The 20329-nt window shown below is 70.5% G+C and carries 2 protein-coding genes; both read left to right on the plus strand.

Going from position 1 to position 20329, the window contains the following annotated elements:
* Nucleotides 1-152: 152 nt before the first annotated feature.
* Nucleotides 153-7532, plus strand: a complete 7380-nt coding sequence (locus AC4HOU_RS14480; protein WP_195020613.1) for a non-ribosomal peptide synthetase — start codon at nt 153-155, stop codon at nt 7530-7532.
* Nucleotides 7533-7963: 431 nt separating this feature from the next.
* Nucleotides 7964-20254 carry an amino acid adenylation domain-containing protein gene (locus AC4HOU_RS14485; RefSeq protein ID WP_490724622.1) on the plus strand — a complete coding sequence of 4097 codons (12291 nt, stop codon included), beginning with the start codon at nt 7964-7966 and terminating at the stop codon, nt 20252-20254.
* The last annotated feature ends 75 nt before the right edge of the window (nt 20255-20329 follow it).

Consider the following 20329-nt stretch of genomic DNA (forward strand, 5'->3'; position numbering starts at 1 on the left):
TCCCGATATACCGGGGGCAACCGATGCAGCGGGCGTGGCACTGTCACACGCCCTTATATGATGGCCCGGACCGCGCCGGCCCGGGCTGACGACGCCCTGGTTCTCGGGGCAGGGCCGGGTTCTGGCTTTACGCGAGAGGTGAATGCACTCGAATGGAAACTGCCCGTCGTTCCGCTCGTGGTAGCCGTCGCCGCCGCTCGGGCAGTCCGCTGTTCGGACAGCTGCTCACCGCGGCGGTGGAATCGTCGGCCACCTCGGTCGCGATCCGGTTCAACCCGACGGGTGAGCCCGCCGACGAGCGCACCCTCACCTATCAGGAGCTCGACCAGGCGTCCTCGCAGGTCGCGCGGGAACTGATCGACCGTGGCGTCGGACCGGGTGATGTGGTGGCGATCGGTATCGCGCGCAGCCTGGAATCGGTGCTCGCGGTGTGGGCGGTGGCCAAGACCGGCGCCGCCTATGTGCCCGTCGATCCCGGGTACCCGGCCGACCGGATCAACCACATCGTCTCCGATTCCGGCGCCGTCATCGGGCTGACCACCTCGGCGCATCGTCCGGTGCTCGGCACCGGCGTGTACTGGGTGGAACTCGACGATCCGGTGGTGTCCGAGCGGATCGCCAAGCGGCCCAGCCATCCCATTTCCTACGCCGACCGGGTGCGTCCGCTGGACGAGCGGCATCCGGCCTACGTCATCTACACCTCGGGTTCCACCGGCCGCCCCAAGGGCGTCGTGGTCACCCATACCGGTCTGGCCGGTCTGGTCGCCGCCGAACGCGAGCACTACGGGGTCACCGAGGACTCGCGGGTGCTGCACGTCTGCTCACCGAACTTCGATGTCTCGGTGCTGGAGTTGCTGCTCGCGTTCACCTCGGGCGCCACCTTGGTGATCGCGCCGCCGTCGGTGTTCGGCGGTTTCGAACTCGCCGATCTGCTGCGCCGCGAGCAGGTCACCCACATGCTGATCACTCCGGGTGCGCTGGAATCGGTGGATCCGGCCGGGCTCGACGATCTCGAGGTCGTCGTGGTGGCAGGCGATAAGTTCGGCCCGGAGCTGGTGGGCCGCTGGGCCGGCGAGCACGCCTTCTTCAACGGATACGGTCCCACCGAGGCCACCATCCTCGCCACCAGCACCGCGCAGATGAGTCCCGACGGGCCGATCACCATCGGCACCGCCATCCCCGGAGTGGGTGCGTTCGTCCTGGATTCGCGGCTGCGGCCGGTACCGGCGGGCGTGGTGGGCGAGCTGTACCTGTCGGGTCCGGCGCTGGCCCAGGGATATCTGGGTCGCCCAGGCCTGACCGCCGAACGCTTCGTGGCCAGCCCCTTCGGTGCCGACACCGGCAATCCGGGTGCGCGTCTGTACCGCACCGGCGACCTGGTGCGGCGCACCGAGACCGGTGGGCCCGATGGCGGCGTCATCGAATACCTCGGCCGCTCCGACTTCCAGGTCAAGATCCGCGGTTTCCGGATCGAACTGGGCGAGATCGACAACGCCCTCACCGCGCACCCGGACATCGACTACGCCGCCACCCTCGGCAAGACGCTGCCCTCGGGCGCGACGGCGCTGGTGTCGTATGTGCTGCCGCGTGCCGGAACCAGCGTCGACACCGGCGAACTGGTCGAATTCATCGGTGAATCGTTGCCCGGCTACATGATTCCGGCCTCGATCATGGTGCTGGACGAGATCCCGCTGACCCCGGTCGGCAAGCTGGACCGGGCCGCGCTGCCCGAACCGGTGTTCGCCGCGCGGGCCTTCCGCGCGCCGTCGACGCCGGTGGAGGAGATCGTCGCCGACGTCTTCGCGGCGCTGCTGGTCTCCGGTGCGGACACCAGGGTCGGCGCCGACGACGATTTCTTCGAGCTCGGCGGCAATTCGCTGCTGGCCGCCCAGGCCGCCGCCCGCATCGGCGCGGCGCTGGATGTGCGGGTTCCGGTGCAGCTGCTGTTCGAGGCGACCACCGTCGCCGCGCTGGCCGCACGGGTGGAACAGCATTCGGGTTCGGCGATGGGCCGTGCGCTGACCGCCGTGCAGCGCCCGGAACGGATTCCGCTGTCGTATGCCCAGCAGCGGATGTGGTTCCTCAACCGCTTCGATCCCGACAGCGCGGTCAACAACATTCCCGTCGCGGTGCGCTTGTCGGGCCGCCTGGACGTCGACGCTCTGCGCGCCGCGGTACGCGATCTCGCCGAACGGCACGAGGTGCTGCGCACCCGCTACCCGGAGGTCGACGGCGAGGGTTACCAGCTGGTGCTGCCGATCGGCGATCCGCGCGCGGTGCCCGCCCTGACCGTCGAACCCGCCACCGAGGCTCAGGTGCCCGAACTGGTGGCCGCCGCGGTGACCGCGGGCTTCGACGTCACCGCAGCGCCGCCGGTGCGGCTGCGGCTGCTGGTGCTCAGCGAGACCGAACATGTGCTGATCTGCGTCATCCACCACATCGCCGGTGACGGTTTCTCGATGGGCCCGCTGACCCGCGACCTGATGGCGGCCTACGTCGACCGCACTCGGGGCGGTGCGCCGGAATGGCCGCCGTTGCAGGTGCAGTACGCCGATTTCGCGCTGTGGCAGCGTGAGGTGCTCGGCGCCGAGGACGATCCGGAATCGGTGCTGGCCCAGCAGATCGACTACTGGCGCAGGGAATTGGCGGCGCTGCCCGAGCAGCTGGATCTGCCGGCCGATCGGCCGCGCCCGGCCGTGGCGTCCAACCGCGGCGCCACCCTGGCCTTCGAGATCGACGCCGACGTGCACGCCGCGCTGACCCGCCTTGCGCATCAGCACAATTCGACACTGTTCATGGTGGTGCACGCCGCGCTGGCCGCGCTGCTGGCTCGGCTGTCCGGCACCAGGGACATCGCCATCGGCACGCCCGTCGCCGGCCGTGGTGAGGCCGCGCTCGACGATCTGATCGGCATGTTCGTCAACACCCTCGTGCTGCGCACCGAGGTCGATCCGGGTGCGAGCTTCGACGAGTTGCTCGCCGCGGTGCGGCACACCGATGTGCAGGCCTTCGGCCACGCCGACGTGCCGTTCGAGCGTCTGGTGGAGCTGCTCGACCCGGTGCGCTCGGCATCCAGGCATCCGCTGTTCCAGGTGATGCTGACCTTCCAGAACCTCGCGCAGACCGAACTCGAGCTGCCGGGCCTGAAGGTGGCCGGGGTGGATCTGGCCGTGCCGCTGGCCAAGTTCGACCTGCAATTGGCGCTGGTGGAGAACATCGACCGGCACGGCGCGCCGCAGGGCCTCTCGGCCGCGTTCACCTACGCCACCGACCTGTTCGACGCGGCGACCGTGCAGGATTTCGCCGACCGATTCGGCCGGATCCTGGCCGCGGCGGCCGCTGATTCGAGCACCGTCGTCGGCGATGTGGATGTGCTGGCGCCCGGCGAACGCGACCTGGTGCTGCGCGAGTGGAACACCCCCGGCGTCTCGGTCCCCGAGGTCACGCTGGTCGATCTCATCCAGTCGCAGGCGCGCAGGCGCCCGGACGCCGACGCCATCCGCTACAACGGCACCACCCTCGGTTTCGGTGAATTGCAGCGCCGGGCCAACCGGGTGGCGCGTGCGCTGATCGCGCAGGGCGCCGGTCCGGAAACCCTGGTGGCCGTGGCGATGCCGCGCACCGAGCAGTTGCCGGTCGCGCTGCTCGGCGTGCTCACCGCGGGCGCGGGCTACCTGCCGATCGACACCACCTATCCGGCGCAGCGGCTCGAGTTCATGCTCGGCGACGCGCGCCCGACCTGCATCCTCACCACCGCCGCCGAGCTCGAGGCGATTCCCGCGGGCGATATCCCGATCGTGCTGGTCGAGGACACCGATCGCTTCGCCGACGCTCCGGTCACCGATGCGGATCGGATCGCCCCGCTGCGCCCGGACAACCTCGCCTACGTCATCTACACCTCCGGTTCCACCGGTGTGCCCAAGGGCGTCGGCGTCGCGCACCGCAATGTGGTGGAGCTGTTCGCGAACACTCAGCTGCTGTTCGAGTTCGACGAATCCGATGTGTGGACGCTGTTCCACTCCTACGCCTTCGACTTCTCGGTATGGGAGCTGTGGTGCGCGCTGGCCAACGGCGGCGCTGTCGTCGTGGTCGACTACCTGACCTCGCGCTCGCCGGAACAGTTCCGCGAGTTGCTGATCCGCGAGCAGGTGACGGTTCTGAACCAGACGCCGTCGGCGTTCTATCAGCTGGCCGAGGCCGATCGCGCGGTCCATCCCGACGACGAGGGCAAGTTCGCGCTGCGCTACGTGGTCTTCGGCGGTGAGGCGCTGGATCTGCGGCAGCTGCGCCGCTGGTACGAGCGCCACGGCGGCCCTGATTCGGCCGAGAACAGCTCGCCGTGGCTGGTGAACATGTACGGCATCACCGAGACCACGGTGCACGTGTCGTTCCTGTCGGTGGACGAACAGCTGGTGGACAACCCGGCCAGCGTCATCGGGCGGGCGCTGCCCGGTCTGGACGCCGTTGTGCTCGACGACCGCCTGCATCCGGCGCCGGTCGGCGTCGCGGGCGAGATCTACGTCGCCGGCGCGCAGCTCTCGCGCGGTTACCTCGGCAGGCCGGGATTGGCGGCGACCAGGTTCGTGGCCAACCCGTTCGGCGCACCGGGTTCGCGGATGTACCGCACCGGCGATATCGGCCGCTGGGTCGGCTTCGGCGGCCGCGCCAATCTCGAATACGCCGGCCGCAGCGACCAGCAGGTGCAGCTGCGCGGCTTCCGCATCGAACTCGGCGAGATCGAAGCTGCGCTGCAACGTTGTGCGGGCGTCGGCCAGACCGTCGCGCTGGTGCGTTCCGACGAACACACCGGCGACCGGCTGATCGGTTATGTCGTCCCGGCCGCCGATCGCGCACCGGGGACCGAACTCGATCCGGTCGCGCTGCGCACCGAGGTCGCCGAATTCCTCACCGGCTATATGGTTCCGGACGCCATCGTGGTGCTCGACGCGCTGCCGCTGACCCCCAACGGCAAACTGGACCGCAGGGCGCTGCCCGCACCGGAGTTCCTGTCCGGTGCGACCTTCCGGGCGCCGGGTTCGCCGGTGGAGCAGGCCGTGGCCGAGGTGTTCGCCGGGTTGCTCGGCGCCGCCGAGGTCGGGCTCGACGACGATTTCTTCGGTCTCGGCGGCAATTCGCTGCTGGCCACCCGTGCGGTGGCGCGGATCAACGAGGCGCTCGACGCCGATCTCGCGGTGCGTGAGCTGTTCGAGGCGCCCACCGTCGCCGAAATCGCGGCGCGGATCGAACCGGGCGCCGGTGGGGGCGCGGCACGGCCGCCGCTGGTGCGGGCCGAGCGCACCGACCGGGCGCCGCTGTCGCTGGCCCAGCAGCGGATGTGGGTGCTCAACCAGTTCGATCCGGCCTCACCCGCCTACAACATTCCGCTGGCCATCCGGTTGTCCGGTTCGCTCGATGTGTCCGCGCTGCGGCACGCGGTGGCCGACGTGCTGGAGCGGCACGAGACGCTGCGTACCCGCTACCCGGCGGCCGCGGGCACCGACGAGGTGGCCTACCAGGAGATCCTGCCGGTCAGCGCGGCGCTGCCGGGCGGACTGGAGGTGGTGACGACGGCGGATCCGATCAGCCGGATCACCGAGTTGATGTCCACCGGATTCGATGTCACCGAGCAGGTTCCGGTGCGTGCGCTGCTGCTCGGCAACGGCGCCGACGAATACCTGCTGGCGATGGTCGTGCACCATATCGCCGCCGACGGCGCCTCGATGGCACCGCTGGCGCGCGATCTGATGACCGCCTACCTGGCGCGCCGGGGTGGTAACTCGCCGCGCTGGTCGCCGCTGGAAGTGCAGTACGCCGACTTCGCGATCTGGCAGCGCGCCGTGATCGGCACCGATGCCGACGAGAATTCCATCGCCGCACGCCAACTGGCGTACTGGCGCAACCAGCTCGATGGCCTCAGCGGCGAATTGGAATTGCCGCTGGACCGCCCGCGCCCGGCGATCCCGTCCATGCGTGGCGCCTCGACCGGATTCGCGCTCTCTCCCGAGGTGCACCAGGCGCTGACCAGGATTGCGCGCGAGCACAATTCGACGCTGTTCATGGTGGTGCACGCGGCGCTGGCGGTGCTGCTGTCGCGGCTGTCGGGGGAATCGGACGTGGCCGTCGGTACGCCGATCGCCGGGCGTGGGGAACGCGCGCTCGACGATCTGGTCGGCATGTTCGTCAACACGCTGGCGCTGCGCACCGAGGTCGAAGCCGGTGCGAGCTTCGCGGCGCTGGTCGATCAGGCCAGGGAAACCGATCTGGCGGCGTTCGCGAACTCCGACATCCCGTTCGAACGGGTCGCCGAGGTGGTGGCACCCGGCCGGGCGACCGCGCACAATCCGCTGTTCGGCACGGTGCTGTCGTTCCAGAACAACGAGCAGCCCAGCCTGGAACTGCCGGGCCTGACGGTGACGGCGCTGGACGCCGGCGCCATCGCCGCGAAGTTCGACCTCCAGGTGAATGTCGATCCGCGGCATGAGGCCGACGGCACACCGGGTGAGTTGATCACCGTGCTGACCTACGCCACCGATCTGTTCGACGAGTCGACGGCGCAGTCGTTCGGCCGTCGGTTCGAGCGCATCCTGACCGCGGTGGCGGCCGATCCGCAGGTGCGCATCGCCGACATCGACATTCTCGATGCCGCCGAACGCGAGCGGATGACGGCGGCTCCGGCGCCCAAACCGGTGCAGGCCGAGGTCGCCCCGACGGCGGGCACCGCGCTGAGCCAGACCCTGGCCGCCACCGTCGAGGACGATCCGGACGGCCCGGCGGTCGTCTCCGGCTCGGACGTGTTCACCTACCAGGAGCTCGACGCGAAGTCCTCCCGGTTGGCCCGGGTGCTCATCGCCCGTGGCAGCGGACCGGGCGCGGGTGTCGCGATCCGGCTGGATCGGGGCGTGGACGCGGTGGTCGCCACCTGGGCGGTGCTCAAGGCCGGTGCGGCGGTGGTGCCCTTCGACGGGATCGGCGCGGCGACCGCGGCCGGTCTCGAGGTCAAGGTCGGCCTCACGGCCGGTGGCGCGCAGGCGGTGGCCGGGATCGACTGGCTCGTGCTCGACGACCCCTCGGTGAGCGCGGAGATCGCCGCGGAATCGCCGCGGCCGGTCACCTACGCGCACCGCACCCGGGCGCTGCGCGGCGCCGATCTCGCCTATGCGGGCGCGGTCTCGGTGAGCTACGACGACCTCGCGGCCGCGTCCGCCCGATTCGTCGCCGCCACCGAGCTGACCTTCGAATCGCGGTTGTTCCAGCACGGCGGCTCGGATTCGTTCGCGGCGGTGCTGGAAGCCGTCGCCGCGGGGTCGCAGGGCGCCTCGGTGGTGCTGGTGCCGGGGACGGGCGCGCTGACCGATGAGCTGGCCGACGAGTGGGTCACCCATGTGCTGACCGACCGCGCCGGGCTCGACGTCATCGACCCGCGTCCGCTGGAGGATCTGCGTGCCGTCGTCGTCGACGGCGGCGCCGCGGTGCCCGCGACATGGTCTGCGGTGGCGACCGTGCTGACCCTGGCGGATCTGTACCGCGACTGAGCACATTCCTGGCGACCGGTGGGTGCGTTCGCGCGCCCACCGGTCGTACCGGTCGGTGCGCGTGCGGCTCGACGCCATACGCGAGGAATTAGCTGGTCATGTGACCAGTACTTGCCAGCATTGGTGAATGCCCCATGAATTCTTGCCCCGATAACTCGGGTCGGTGCAGGTGGGCAAGGCTTGTGATAAGTGCCACAGCATATCGGTTTGGCGAATGGGCAGAAGCGCTGGAAGCCTGGCGAAGACGTGTTTCGACAGCTAGGTGGGCAGACTTTCATGATTGGCGCAGTCGGGGGGCGACTGACTCATGAGCGGCGGTCCGCGGTGATCGGTATCAGCGGATGCCATAGGAGTCACCGCGGATGACTCGTCCCGCTCGTGTACGGCCGACCCGTACCCGGCGGCCGAGGGTAACCACGCTTCCGCAACTGATGGCGGCCGCTGTCGAGGCCAACCCCGGCGGTCGCGCGGTCGTCTTCGCCGACGCTTCGGCAACCCGTGGGCAGCTCGACTACGCCGAACTGGACGCCAGGTCGACCAGGCTGGCCCGGATGCTGATCGAGCGCGGGGTCGGGCCGGAGGATCTGGTCGCCGTCGGCATCCCGCGCTCCATCGAGTCGGTGGTGGCGGTCTGGGCGGTGGCCAAGTCGGGCGCCGGCTTTGTGCCGATCGACCCGAACTATCCCGCCGACCGCGTGCAGCACATGGTCAAGGATTCCGGCGTGGTGATCGGCCTCACCGTGGCCGCCGCCGCGGAAACCCTGCCGGGGCAGGTCGATTGGCTGATCATCGACGACGAGGCCGGTGCGCGCCGACGCGAGCAGTACTCCGCCGAACCGATCACCTTCGCCGACCGGGTGCGTCAACTGCGCGCCGAACACCCTGCCTACGTCATCTACACCTCCGGTTCCACCGGTCTGCCCAAGGGCGTGGTGGTCACCCAGGCCGGACTGTCGAGTTTCTGCGATGAGCAGCGCGAACGGTATCGGCTGACGCCGGATTCGCGCACCCTGCATTTCGCCTCGCCGTCGTTCGACGCCTCGGTGCTCGAGCTGCTGCTCGCGCTCGGTGGGGCCGGAACCATGGTGGTGGCCGCGCCGACCGTCTACGGCGGCGACGAACTGGCGAATCTGCTGCGCCGCGAGGGCGTGACGCATGCGTTCATCACGCCGGCCGCGCTGGCCTCGGTCGATCCCGCCGGCCTTGATGAGCTGCGGGTGGTGGTGGCCGGTGGTGAGGCCTGCCCGCCGGATCTGGTGCGCCGCTGGGTGCGGCCGGTCGCGGACGGTACCAGGGAATTCTTCAATGGTTACGGTCCCACCGAGACCACCATCATGACCAATATCAGTGCGGCGCTGAGCCCGCAGGACGCCGTCACCATCGGTGGGCCCATCCGGGCGGTCACCGAATACGTGCTCGACGAGCGCCTGACGCCCGTGCCGACCGGTGTCGCGGGCGAGCTCTACATCACCGGCGCGCAGCTGGCGCGCGGCTACCACGAGCGACCGGGCCTGACTTCGCAGCGTTTCGTCGCGAACCCGTTCGCCGACAACGGCTCCCGGCTCTACCGCACCGGCGACCTGGTGCGCTGGACCGCGGACGGCGATCTGGAGTATCTGGGCCGCAACGATTTCCAGGTCAAGATCCGTGGCTTCCGGATCGAACTGGGTGAGATCGACGCGGTGCTCGGCAGGCACGAATCCGTCGATTTCGCGGTGACGGTCGGGCACCGGCTCGACACCGGCGCAACCATTCTCGCCGCCTATGTGCACCCCGCCGAGGGCGCCGAGGTCGACCCGGCCGCGCTGCTGGCGTTCGCGAGCAACAGCCTGCCCGCGCATATGGTGCCGACCTCGATCACGGTGCTCGACGAGATCCCGTTGACGCCGGTCGGCAAGCTCGACCGGCGCGCGCTGCCGACCCCGAGGTTGCAGACCACCACCTTCCGTGAGCCGTCCGGGTGGGCCGAGCAGCTGGTGGCCGAGGTGTTCGCCGAGTTGCTCGGCACCGAGGCGCCGATCGGCGCCGATGACGACTTCTTCGAACTCGGCGGCAACTCGCTGATCGCCACCCAGGCCGCGGCGCGCCTCGGCGCCGCCGTCGACGCCAGGATCGCGGCGCGGGTGATCTTCGAGGCCCCGACGGTGGCGGCCCTGGCCGAGCGCCTCGGCGCCGAGCGCGGCAGCGGTGGACGTCGCGCGCTCGCGCCGATGCCGCGTCCGGAGCGCATTCCGCTCTCGCCCGCCCAGCAGCGGATGTGGTTCCTGAACCAGTTCGACACCGAGTCCGCGGCGAACAATATTCCGTTCGCCCTGCGCCTGACCGGTGCACTCGACCTCGCCGCACTGCAGGCGGCCATCGCCGATGTGCTGGATCGGCACGAGAGCCTGCGCACGGTGTATCCGGCCAGCGACGGCGCAGGTCATCAGGTGATCCTGCCCGTCGAGCAGGTGCTGCCCGAGCTGATCGCCGAGCCGGTCGCGCGGGACGAGCTGCCGCACTGGCTGGCCGGCCGCGCGCTGACCGGATTCGATGTCGCCGCCGAGGTGCCGCTGCGGATCGCGGTGGCCGAGCTCGGCGCCGACGAGCACGTGCTGGCCGTCGTTGTGCACCACATCGCCGCCGACGGCACCTCGCTGGCGCCGCTGGCCACCGACCTGGTGACGGCGTACCTGGCACGGATCGCGGGTGCGGCACCGCAGTGGGCGCCGCTGCCGGTGCAGTACGCCGACTACACGCTGTGGCAGCGTGACGTGCTCGGCGACGAGGACGACCAGGAATCCCTGGCCGCTCGCCAGCTGGCGTTCTGGCGGCAGGCACTGGCAGGCATCCCGGACCGGATCGATCTGCCCGCCGACCGTCCGCGCCCCACTCGATCCTCCGGGCGTGGCGCCACCCTGAATTTCGCCATCGACGCCGACACCACCACGCGGCTCGGCGGCCTCGCCAACGACGCGGGCGCCTCGCTGTTCATGGTGGTGCACGCCGCGTTCGCCGCGCTGCTCACGCGCCTGTCCGGCTCGGCCGACATCACCATCGGCACCCCGGTGGCCGGGCGCGGTGAACGCGAACTCGACGGGTTGATCGGCATGTTCGTCAACACACTGGTGTTGCGGACCGAGATCGATCCGCGGGCGAGCTTCACCGAACTGCTCGCGGCGGTGAAGGAGACCGATCTCGCCGCCTTCGCGCATACCGAGCTGCCGTTCGAGCGGCTGGTGGAGGCGCTGGATCCGGTGCGTTCGCAGGCGCATCATCCGCTGTTCCAGGTGGCGCTGTTCTTCCAGAACATGACCGCGCCGGCGCTCGACCTGCCCGGCCTGTCGGTCGAGGCGATCGACTTCGACGGTGCGGCAGCGAAATTCGATCTGCAGCTCACCATCGCTCCGCTGGCCGACGGCGGGATGTCGGCCCAGTTCACCTACGCCACAGATCTGTTCGACGAGGAGTCGGTGGCCGAGTTCGCGGCCAGGCTGCGCCGCACCCTGCGCGCGGTGGCGGATGCGCCGCACCGGCCGATCGGCGATATCGACCTGCTGTCGATGGTCGAGCGGGATCGAATCCTGCACGAATGGAACGACACCCGTAATCTGCTGACCCCGGAACTGCTGCTGGACGGCTACCGGCACGCCGTCGCGGCACACGCCGACGCGGTGGCGCTGGTGTACGAGGGTGAAGAGCTGACCTACCGCGAGTTCGACGAGCGGGTGAACCGGCTGGCGCGGCTGCTGATCGCGCAGGGTGTCGGCGCGGAATCGCTGGTCGGTCTCGCGGTGCGGCGTTCGCTGGACCTGGTGGTCGGCATGTACGCCATCGTGGCCGCGGGTGGTGCGTATGTGCCGCTGGACCCCGATCATCCGGCCGAACGCATCGCGCACATCCTCGACACGGCCCAACCCGTCGCCGTGGTCACGACCACCCGCGACGCGGTCGACCTACCCGCCGGAATTCCCGTGCTGCGCATCGACGGCGTCGATCTGGAGCGCTATGCCGCGACGCCGATCCGGTCGAGCGAGCTGCTGCGCCCGGTGCGGCCCGACCATCCGGCCTACGTCATCTTCACCTCCGGCTCCACCGGCCGCCCGAAGGGTGTGGCGGTCACCCATGCCGCCATCAACAACCAGATCGAGTGGATGCTCACCGCCTATCCACTCGGCCCCGACGACGTGTACCTGCAGAAGACCGCGACCACGTTCGACGTGTCGCTGTGGGGCTTCTTCCTGCCGCTGCGGGCAGGTGCCAAGCTCGTCATCGCGACCCCGGACGGGCACCGCGATCCGGCCTACGTGGCCGAAACCATTGCGACGCAACGGGTGACGGTCACCGACTTCGTGCCCTCGATGCTGACGGTGTTCGCCGCGCACACGCCGCCGGGCTCGGTGCCGACGCTGCGTGAGGTGTTCGTCATCGGTGAGGCGCTACCGCCGGAAACCGTTGCCGCCGTGCGCGCGATCTCCGACGCCGCTGTGCACAACCTGTACGGCCCCACCGAGGCCGCGGTCTCGGTGACCTACTGGCAGGCCGACGGTGCCGAGCAGCGGTCGGTGCCGATCGGGTTGCCGCAGTGGAATACCCGGGTGTATGTGCTGGACGCGCGGTTGCGTCCGGTGCCGCCGGGTGTGGCGGGTGAGCTGTACCTCGCGGGTGATCAGTTGGCGCGCGGCTACGTGCGTCGCCCGGATCTGACCGCCGATCGCTTCGTGGCGAATCCGTTCGGCGCGGGCGAACGCATGTACCGCACCGGTGATCTCGTCGTGTGGCGCGGCCGTGGCGACGATGCGGTGCTCGACTATCTCGGCCGCACCGATTTCCAGGTGAAGTTCCGTGGCCAGCGCATCGAGCTCGGCGAGATCGAGACCGCGCTGCTGGCGCAGCCATCGGTGAGTCAGGCGGTGGCGCTGGTGGTGCCGACCGCGCTGGGCGACCAGCTGGTGGCCTATGCGGTGGCGGCGCCGGGGGAGCGGATCGACCAGCAGCGACTGCGGGCGGCGGTCGCCGATACCCTGCCCGCCTACATGGTGCCCGCGACCATCGTCGAACTGGCGGAGTTCCCGCTCAATCCCAGTGGCAAGCTGGACCGTAAGGCCCTGCCGGAACCGGAGTTCGAAACCCGTGCGTTCCGGGCGCCGTCCACCCCGGTCGAGGAGATCGTGGCCGGCGTATTCGCCGAGGTGCTCGGCGTGGGCCGGGTCGGCGTCGATGACGACTTCTTCGCGCTCGGCGGCAATTCGCTGATCGCCACCCAGGCCGTGTCCCGGCTCGGTGCCGCTCTCGGTGTGCGGGTGCCGGTGCGTGCGCTGTTCGAGACGCCGACCGTCGGCGCGCTCGTGGCCACCGTGGAATCGCAGACGCACGGCCGCCGCACGATCGAACTGGGCAGCATCGAACGGCCGCAACGGTTGCCGTTGTCGCTGGCGCAGCGGCGCATGTGGTTCCTCAACCGCTTCGACCAGGACGCCGCCGTCGGCTCCTCGGCCTACAACCTGCCCTTCGCCCTCCGGCTGACCGGCACCCTCGACGTCGATGCGCTCGGCGCGGCACTTGCGGATGTGGTGGCGCGGCACGAGGTGCTGCGGACGGTGTACCCCGAGACGCCGGACGGGCCGGTGCAGGTGATCTTGCCGCCGGGCGAGGGTGCGCCTGTGCTGAATGTCCGCTCGGTGGATGAAGCTGATGTCCCTGGCGCGGTGTACGCCCTGGCCTCGGCGCCGTTCGATGTGACGGATGAGGTGCCGTTGCGGGCGGTGCTGCTGTGTGTGCAGGACCCCAGCAGCCAGGACCGGACGGCCGCCGAGGGGACGGCGGGCCATGGTGCGGCAGTAGCTTCGAATGCTCGCACCTACGTGCTCGCCGTCGTCGTCCACCACATCGCCGGTGACGCGTCCTCGATGGCGCCGCTGGTGCGCGACGTGATGATCGCCTACGCCGCCCGGACGGCGGGTATGGCGCCCGAATGGCAGCCGCTGCCGGTGCAGTACGCCGATTACGCGCTGTGGCAGCGCGCGGTGCTCGGCGCCGAAGACGATACGAATTCCGTTGCCGCCCAGCAGATCGCGTTCTGGCGTGAACAGCTGGCCGGATTGCCCGACGTGCTCGACCTGCCCACCGACCGGCCGCGTCCGGCGGTCGCCTCGATGGCGGGCGGCAAGGTGCCCGTCGCCATCGACGCCGAGACGCACGCCGGGCTCGTGGCCTTGGCGCGTGAGCACAACGCGACGTTGTTCATGGTGGTACATACGGCATTCGCGGTGTTGCTGGCGCGGCTGTCGGCGTCGAGCGATATCGCCATCGGCACGCCGGTGGCCGGGCGCGGTGAACGCGAACTCGACGATCTGATCGGCATGTTCGTCAACACCGTGGTGTTCCGCACCCGCGTCGGCGGCGGCGAGACCTTCACCGACCTGCTGGCCGGCCAGCGCGACACCGATCTGCGAGCCTTCGCCAACGCCGACATTCCGTTCGAGCGCCTGGTCGAGGTGCTCAACCCGCCGCGCTCGACCGCACACCACCCGCTGTTCCAAGTGGGCCTGTCGTTCCAGAACGTGGCTCGCGCCGAGCTCGAACTGCCCGGCCTCGCCGTCAGCGCGGTGGACGCCGATCTCGATGTGTCGCAGTTCGATCTGCACCTGATCATCGGCGACAGCTACGACGAATCCGGCACGCCCACCGGCCTCGGCGGCTTCTTCACCTACGCCACCGACCTGTTCGACGAATCCACCGTGCGCGGCTTCGCCGACCGGCTGGCGCGCGTGCTGGCCGCGGTGGTCCAGCACCCGGACACGGTGGTGGGGGATATCGACCTGCTGGACGCCGCTGAGCGCGAGCGGGTCGTGCGCGAATGGAACGCCACCGAGCACGCGCTCGACGGCGCGGCGACTCTGGCGGCGATCCTGGATTCGGCCGTCGCGGCCGCACCGGACCGGGTCGCGCTCGTCGCCGACCGGCCGTCCGTGCCCGCATCGAGCGGTTCGGCGCGCTCCGCCGATCCGGCCCCGGCCGATGTCGCGACGCTGACCTACCGCGCCCTGGACGAGCGCGTGAACCGGCTCGCCCGCTACCTCATCGCCAAGGGCGTCGGGCCGGAGACGCGGGTGGCGCTGGCATTGCGGCGCTCGATCGATCTCGTCGTGGCCATGTACGCCGTGACCCGCGCGGGCGGCGCCTACGTGCCGGTCGATCCGGATCAGCCGGCCGAGCGCACCGGCTACATCCTGGCGACGGCCGAGCCGTTGTGTGTCCTGACCAACGCCGAGGCCGGATTCGATGCCGTGGCGGCGCCGGTGCGGACGCTCGACGAACTGGCGCTCGACGCGTTCGACCCCGCACCGATCACCGATGCCGACCGCCTCGCACCACTGCGTCCGGAGCACACCGCGTATGTGATCTTCACGTCCGGTTCGACCGGACGCCCGAAGGGCGTTGCGGTCCCGCATCGCGCGATCGTCAACCAATTGCAGTGGAAGACCACCCAATTCGGTCTCACCGGCGCCGACGCGGTACTGCTGAAGACAGCGGCGACCTTCGACCTCTCGGTCTGGGAGTTCTGGTCCGCCGCCGCCTGCGCGGGACGCCTCGTCATCGCCGCACCCGACGGCCACCGCGACCCGGCCTACCTCGCCGAGCTCATGGCCGATCAGCGGGTGAGCACCCTGCACGTGGTCCCGTCCATGCTGGATGCCCTGGTGACCGCCGGTCTGCCCGGTGCGCTGCGCCGGGTGCTCGCCATCGGCGAGGCGCTGCCCGCCGCACCGGCCCAGCGCGTGCTGCGCGAGCATCCGGGCGTCGAACTGTTCAACCTCTACGGTCCGACCGAGGCGGCGGTGTCCATCACCGCCCACCGCGTCACCCGCGCCGACCAGGCCTCGGTGCCGATCGGCGGGCCCGAATGGAACAGCCGGGTCTACGTCCTGGACGCCCGGCTGCGGCCGGTGGCCCCCGGCGTCACGGGTGAGCTGTACCTCGCGGGCGCCCAACTCGCCCGCGCCTACATCGCGCGGCCGGACCTGACCGCCGAGCGTTTCGTCGCCAATCCCTTCGAGCCGGCCGCCCGCATGTACCGCACCGGCGATCTGGCCGCGTGGACCCGCACCGGTGAGCTGGAATACCGGGGCCGCACCGACTTCCAGGTGAAGATCCGCGGCTTCCGCATCGAACTGGGCGAGGTCGAAGCGGCGCTGCTGGCCGTGCCGGGTGTGGCGCAGGCCGCGGTCGTCGCGAGGTCCGATACGCACACCGGTGAGCGACTGGTCGCCTACCTGGTGCCGGACTCGGCGCAGCCGGCGGACACCATGACCGGGACCCGCTCCCGTCACCACGCGGAGGTGTCCTCGCCCACCGAGGTCGACGTGGCGGCGGTGAAATCGGCGCTCTCGGCGGCTCTGCCCTCCTATATGGTGCCGTCCGCGTTCGTCGTGCTGGAGGCCCTGCCGCGCACGGTCAACGGCAAGCTCGACCGTAAAGCCCTGCCGGAGCCGGAGTTCCGGCCACGGGAGTTCCGGGCGCCGTCGACGCCGACCGAGGAGATCGTGGCCGGTGTGTTCGCCGAGGTGCTCGGCGCGGAACGGGTCGGTGCCGACGACGATTTCTTCGCTCTCGGTGGCAACTCGCTGCTGGCCACGCAGGTCGCGGCGCGGTTGGGTGCGGCGCTGGACGCGCGGGTGCCGGTGCGGGCGTTGTTCGAGGCGTCCACCGTGGCCGGGCTCGCGGCCGAGGCCGCGCGGCACGCCGGCTCCGGCCGTCGGGCACTCACCCCCATGCCGCGCCCGGACGACATTCCGTTGTCGCCGGCCCAGCAGCGGATGTGGTTCCTCAATCAGTTCGACACGTCCTCGCCGGTCTACAACATCCCGGCCGCGATCCGGTTGACCGGCGAGCTGGATACCGATGCGCTGGCCGCCGCGATCACCGATCTGGTGGCCAGACACGAAATCCTGCGCACCACCTATCCGCAGACCGACGACGGCCCGATCCAGCGCGTGGCCGACGCCGCCCCGGTGGCACCCACGCTCCGGGCCGTCGCCGAATCCGAGATCGCCGATGCGGTGCGCGAGGTGGTCGCCGCCGGATTCGATGTGACGCGCGAACTCCCGTTCCGCACCGCGCTGCTGCGCATCACGCCCACCGACCATGTGCTGGTGTTCGTGGCCCACCACATCAGTGCCGATGGCTGGTCCATGGGCCCGCTCACCCGGGACCTGATGCTGGCCTACACCGCCCGCAGCGGTGGCAGCGAACCGCACTGGACGCCGCTGCCCGTGCAGTACGCCGACTACAGCCTGTGGCAGCGCGAGATCCTCGGTGACGAAGCCGATCCGGAAAGCCTCATCGCCACCCAGACCGAGTACTGGCGCACCGCACTGGCCGGTCTGCCGGAGGAACTGCCGCTGCCCGCGGACCGGCCCCGCCCGGCAGTGGCGTCCTACCGCGGCGAGACCTTCGCCGTCGATCTCGACGCCGAACTGCACGCCGGCTTGGAACGCGTGGCCGCCGAACACGATGCGACGCTGTTCATGGTCGTGCACGCCGCGCTCGCGGTGCTGCTGGCGCGGTTGTCCGGCAGCAGCGATATCGCGGTCGGCACCCCGGTCGCCGGACGCGGCGAGGCCGAACTCGACGAGCTGATCGGCATGTTCGTCAACACTCTCGTGCTGCGCACCGAGGTCGATTCGGCGGCCGGATTCGACGCGCTGCTGCGCGAGGTCCGCGGCACCGATGTGGCGGCCTTCGGCCACGCCGACGTCCCGTTCGAGCGGCTGGTGGAACTGCTGGACCCGGCCAGGTCGACGGCAAGGCATCCGCTGTTCCAGGTGATGCTGACCTTCCAGAACCTGGGTCGCACCGAGTTCGCCCTGCCCGGTCTCACCGTGTCGGCCGTCGATCTCGACGACGCCGTCGCCAAGTTCGATCTCCAGGTCACCATTGCCGAGCAACCCGGCGCGTCCGGCATGAGCGCGGTATTCACCTACGCCACCGATCTGTTCGACGCCGCGACCGTGCGCACGTTCGCGGATCGTTTCCAGCGGGTCCTGGCCGCCGTCGCCGCCGACGCGAGCACCGTCGTCGGCGAGATCGACCTGCTCGCCCCCGGCGAACGTGAACGGGTGCTGCACGCATGGAACGCCCCCGGCGCCTGGGTGCCCGGCACCACGCTGCCCGCCCTCATCGCCGAACAGGCCTGGCGCCGCCCGGACGCCGTCGCCCTCCGCGCCGGCGCCGTCGCGCTCACCTTCGGCGAACTCCAGCGGCGCGCCAACCGCGTCGCCCGTGCGCTGATCGCGCGCGGCGCGGGCCCGGAAACGCTGGTGGCGGTGGCCGTCGAGCGGACCGAAGAGTTGCCGGTGGCCTTGCTCGGCGTGCTCACCGCCGGTGCGGCCTACCTGCCGATCGATGCCACCTATCCGGCGCAGCGGCTCGAGTTCATGCTCGACGACGCCGCCCCGGTCTGCGTGCTCACCACCGCCGCCGAACGCGAACGCGTCCCGGTGGGGGAGCGCGCGGTGGTGCTGCTCGAGGACGCCGCGTCCTACTCCGATGCCCGCATCGACGACACCGACCGGCTCGCCCCGCTGCGGCCGGACAATCTGGCCTACGTCATCTACACCTCCGGCTCCACCGGCGTGCCCAAGGGTGTCGGCGTCACCCACCGCAACGTGGTCGAGCTGTTCGCCAATACCCAGCCGCAGTTCGGTTTCGGCGCCGCCGATGCGTGGACGCTGTTCCACTCCTACGCCTTCGACTTCTCGGTGTGGGAGCTGTGGTGCGCGCTCGCCCACGGCGGCAGCGTGGTGGTGGTCGATTACCTCACCTCGCGCTCGCCGGAACAATTGCGCGAGTTGCTGATTCGTGAACGGGTGACGGTGCTGAACCAGACGCCGTCGGCGTTCTACCAACTGGCCGAGGCCGATCGCGAGGCCGACGGCGAACTGGCGCTGCGCTATGTGATCTTCGGCGGTGAGGCACTGGATTCGCGCCGGTTGGCTCGCTGGTACGAACGTCATCCGATGGATGCCCCGCGCCTGGTGAACATGTACGGCATCACCGAGACGACGGTGCACGTATCGTTCCTGTCGCTGGACGAGCACACCGCCGACCGCCCCGGCCTGATCGGGCGCGCCCTGCCCGGGCTGGCGTCCAGGGTGCTCGACGACCGGCTGCATCCCGCGCCCGTCGGCGTGCCGGGCGAGATCCACGTCTCCGGCGCCCAGCTCACCCGCGGCTACCTCGGCCGCCCCGGCCTGACCGCCACCAGGTTCGTGGCGGATCCGTTCGGTGCGCCGGGGTCGCGGATGTACCGCACCGGTGACGTCGGCCGCTGGCGTGACGCACCGGCCTCGCTCGAGTACGCGGGCCGCAGCGACCAGCAGGTCCAGCTGCGCGGGTTCCGGATCGAACTCGGCGAGATCGAGGCCGCCCTGCTGCGCTGCCCCGGCGTCGGCCACGCCGTCGCCACGGTCCGCGCCGACGCGGTCGCGGGCGAGCGCCTCATCGGCTACGTCGTCCCGGCTGCCGGCGCCACCCTCGCCCCCGCACAGCTGCGCGGGCAGGTCGGCGAGTTCCTCACCGGCTACATGGTTCCGGACGCGTTCGTGGTGCTGGACGCGCTGCCGCTGACCCCGAACGGCAAGCTCGATCGTCGCGCCCTGCCGGCACCGGAGTTCACCGGCGCCACCGACTTCCGGGCACCCGAGACCGACCTGGAGCAGACGGTCGCCGAAGTCTTCGCCGATCTGCTCGGCGCCACCCGCGTCGGGCTCGACGACGATTTCTTCTCCCTCGGCGGCAATTCGCTGCTGGCCACCCGCGCGGTGGCGCGGCTGCGTGCGGCGACCGGCGTGCCGGTGGCGGTGCAGTGGTTGTTCACCGACGCCACCGTCGCGGGCCTGGCCGCCCGGCTGCACGCGCCCGCACCGGAACTCGACGCGGGCGCCGCCCTCGATGTGCTGCTGCCGCTGCGCGCCGGAGGCGAGGCCGAGCCGCTGTTCTGTGTGCACCCGATGTACGGGCTGGCCTGGTCCTATGCCGGGCTCGCCGGGCATATGCCGGACGAGGTTCCGCTGTACGGCTTGCAGTCGCCCGCGCTCTCGGGCGAGGGCGAGCTGCCCGAGACGCTGGCCGAGCTCGCGCGTCGTTATCTGTCCGAGATCCGCACCGTCCAGCCGCACGGCCCGTACCGGCTGCTCGGCTGGTCGCTCGGTGGTGTGCTGGCCCATGCCATCGCCACCGAACTCCAGGCCGCGGGCGAGCAGGTGAGCCTGCTGGCCATGCTGGACAGCCATCCCGACCCCGATGTGGCCGGATTCCGGGCCGCGGTGCGTGAGGCCCTGTCCGAACTCGGCCTCGGCACCGATGTGCTCGGCGACGGCGACGATATCTACGACCTGTCCGACGAGGCCTTGGCCACACTGCACGCGATGATCCCGGCCGAACTGCTCGCCCTCACCCCCGAGCGGCTGCGGCGGGTCTATCGCGGCGCGGTGCGCTCGGCGGAGCTGATCTCCGGGTACCGGCCTGGCGTCTTCGACGGCACGGTCGAGTACTTCAGCGCCTCGGTACCGCATCCGCGCCAGCTCACCGGCGGTCCGCGGGCCGCCGATTGGCAGCGGTACGTCTCCGGTTCGGTGGTGGATCATCCGATTCCGGTGAACCACGATCAGATGACCTCACCCGCCGCGCTGGATGTGATCGGACCGCGCCTGGCCGCCCTGCTCGACCAGGCAGACTGACCGGTCGTGGCCGTGGCCGCCCGCTGCTTGCGCGGGCGGGGGATAATCGGCCCCGGTAGTTCGTCGGTGGCAGCG

It is taken from the genome of Nocardia sp. JCM 38205, assembly GCF_058222935.1.

What these genes read in the sequence shown, in the direction of transcription:
- AC4HOU_RS14480 (WP_195020613.1), top strand. Translation starts at nt 153, where the DNA reads ATGGAAACTGCCCGTCGTTCCGCTCGTGGTAGCCGTCGCCGCCGCTCG.
- AC4HOU_RS14485 (WP_490724622.1), top strand. Translation starts at nt 7,964, where the DNA reads ATGGCGGCCGCTGTCGAGGCCAACCCCGGCGGTCGCGCGGTCGTCTTC.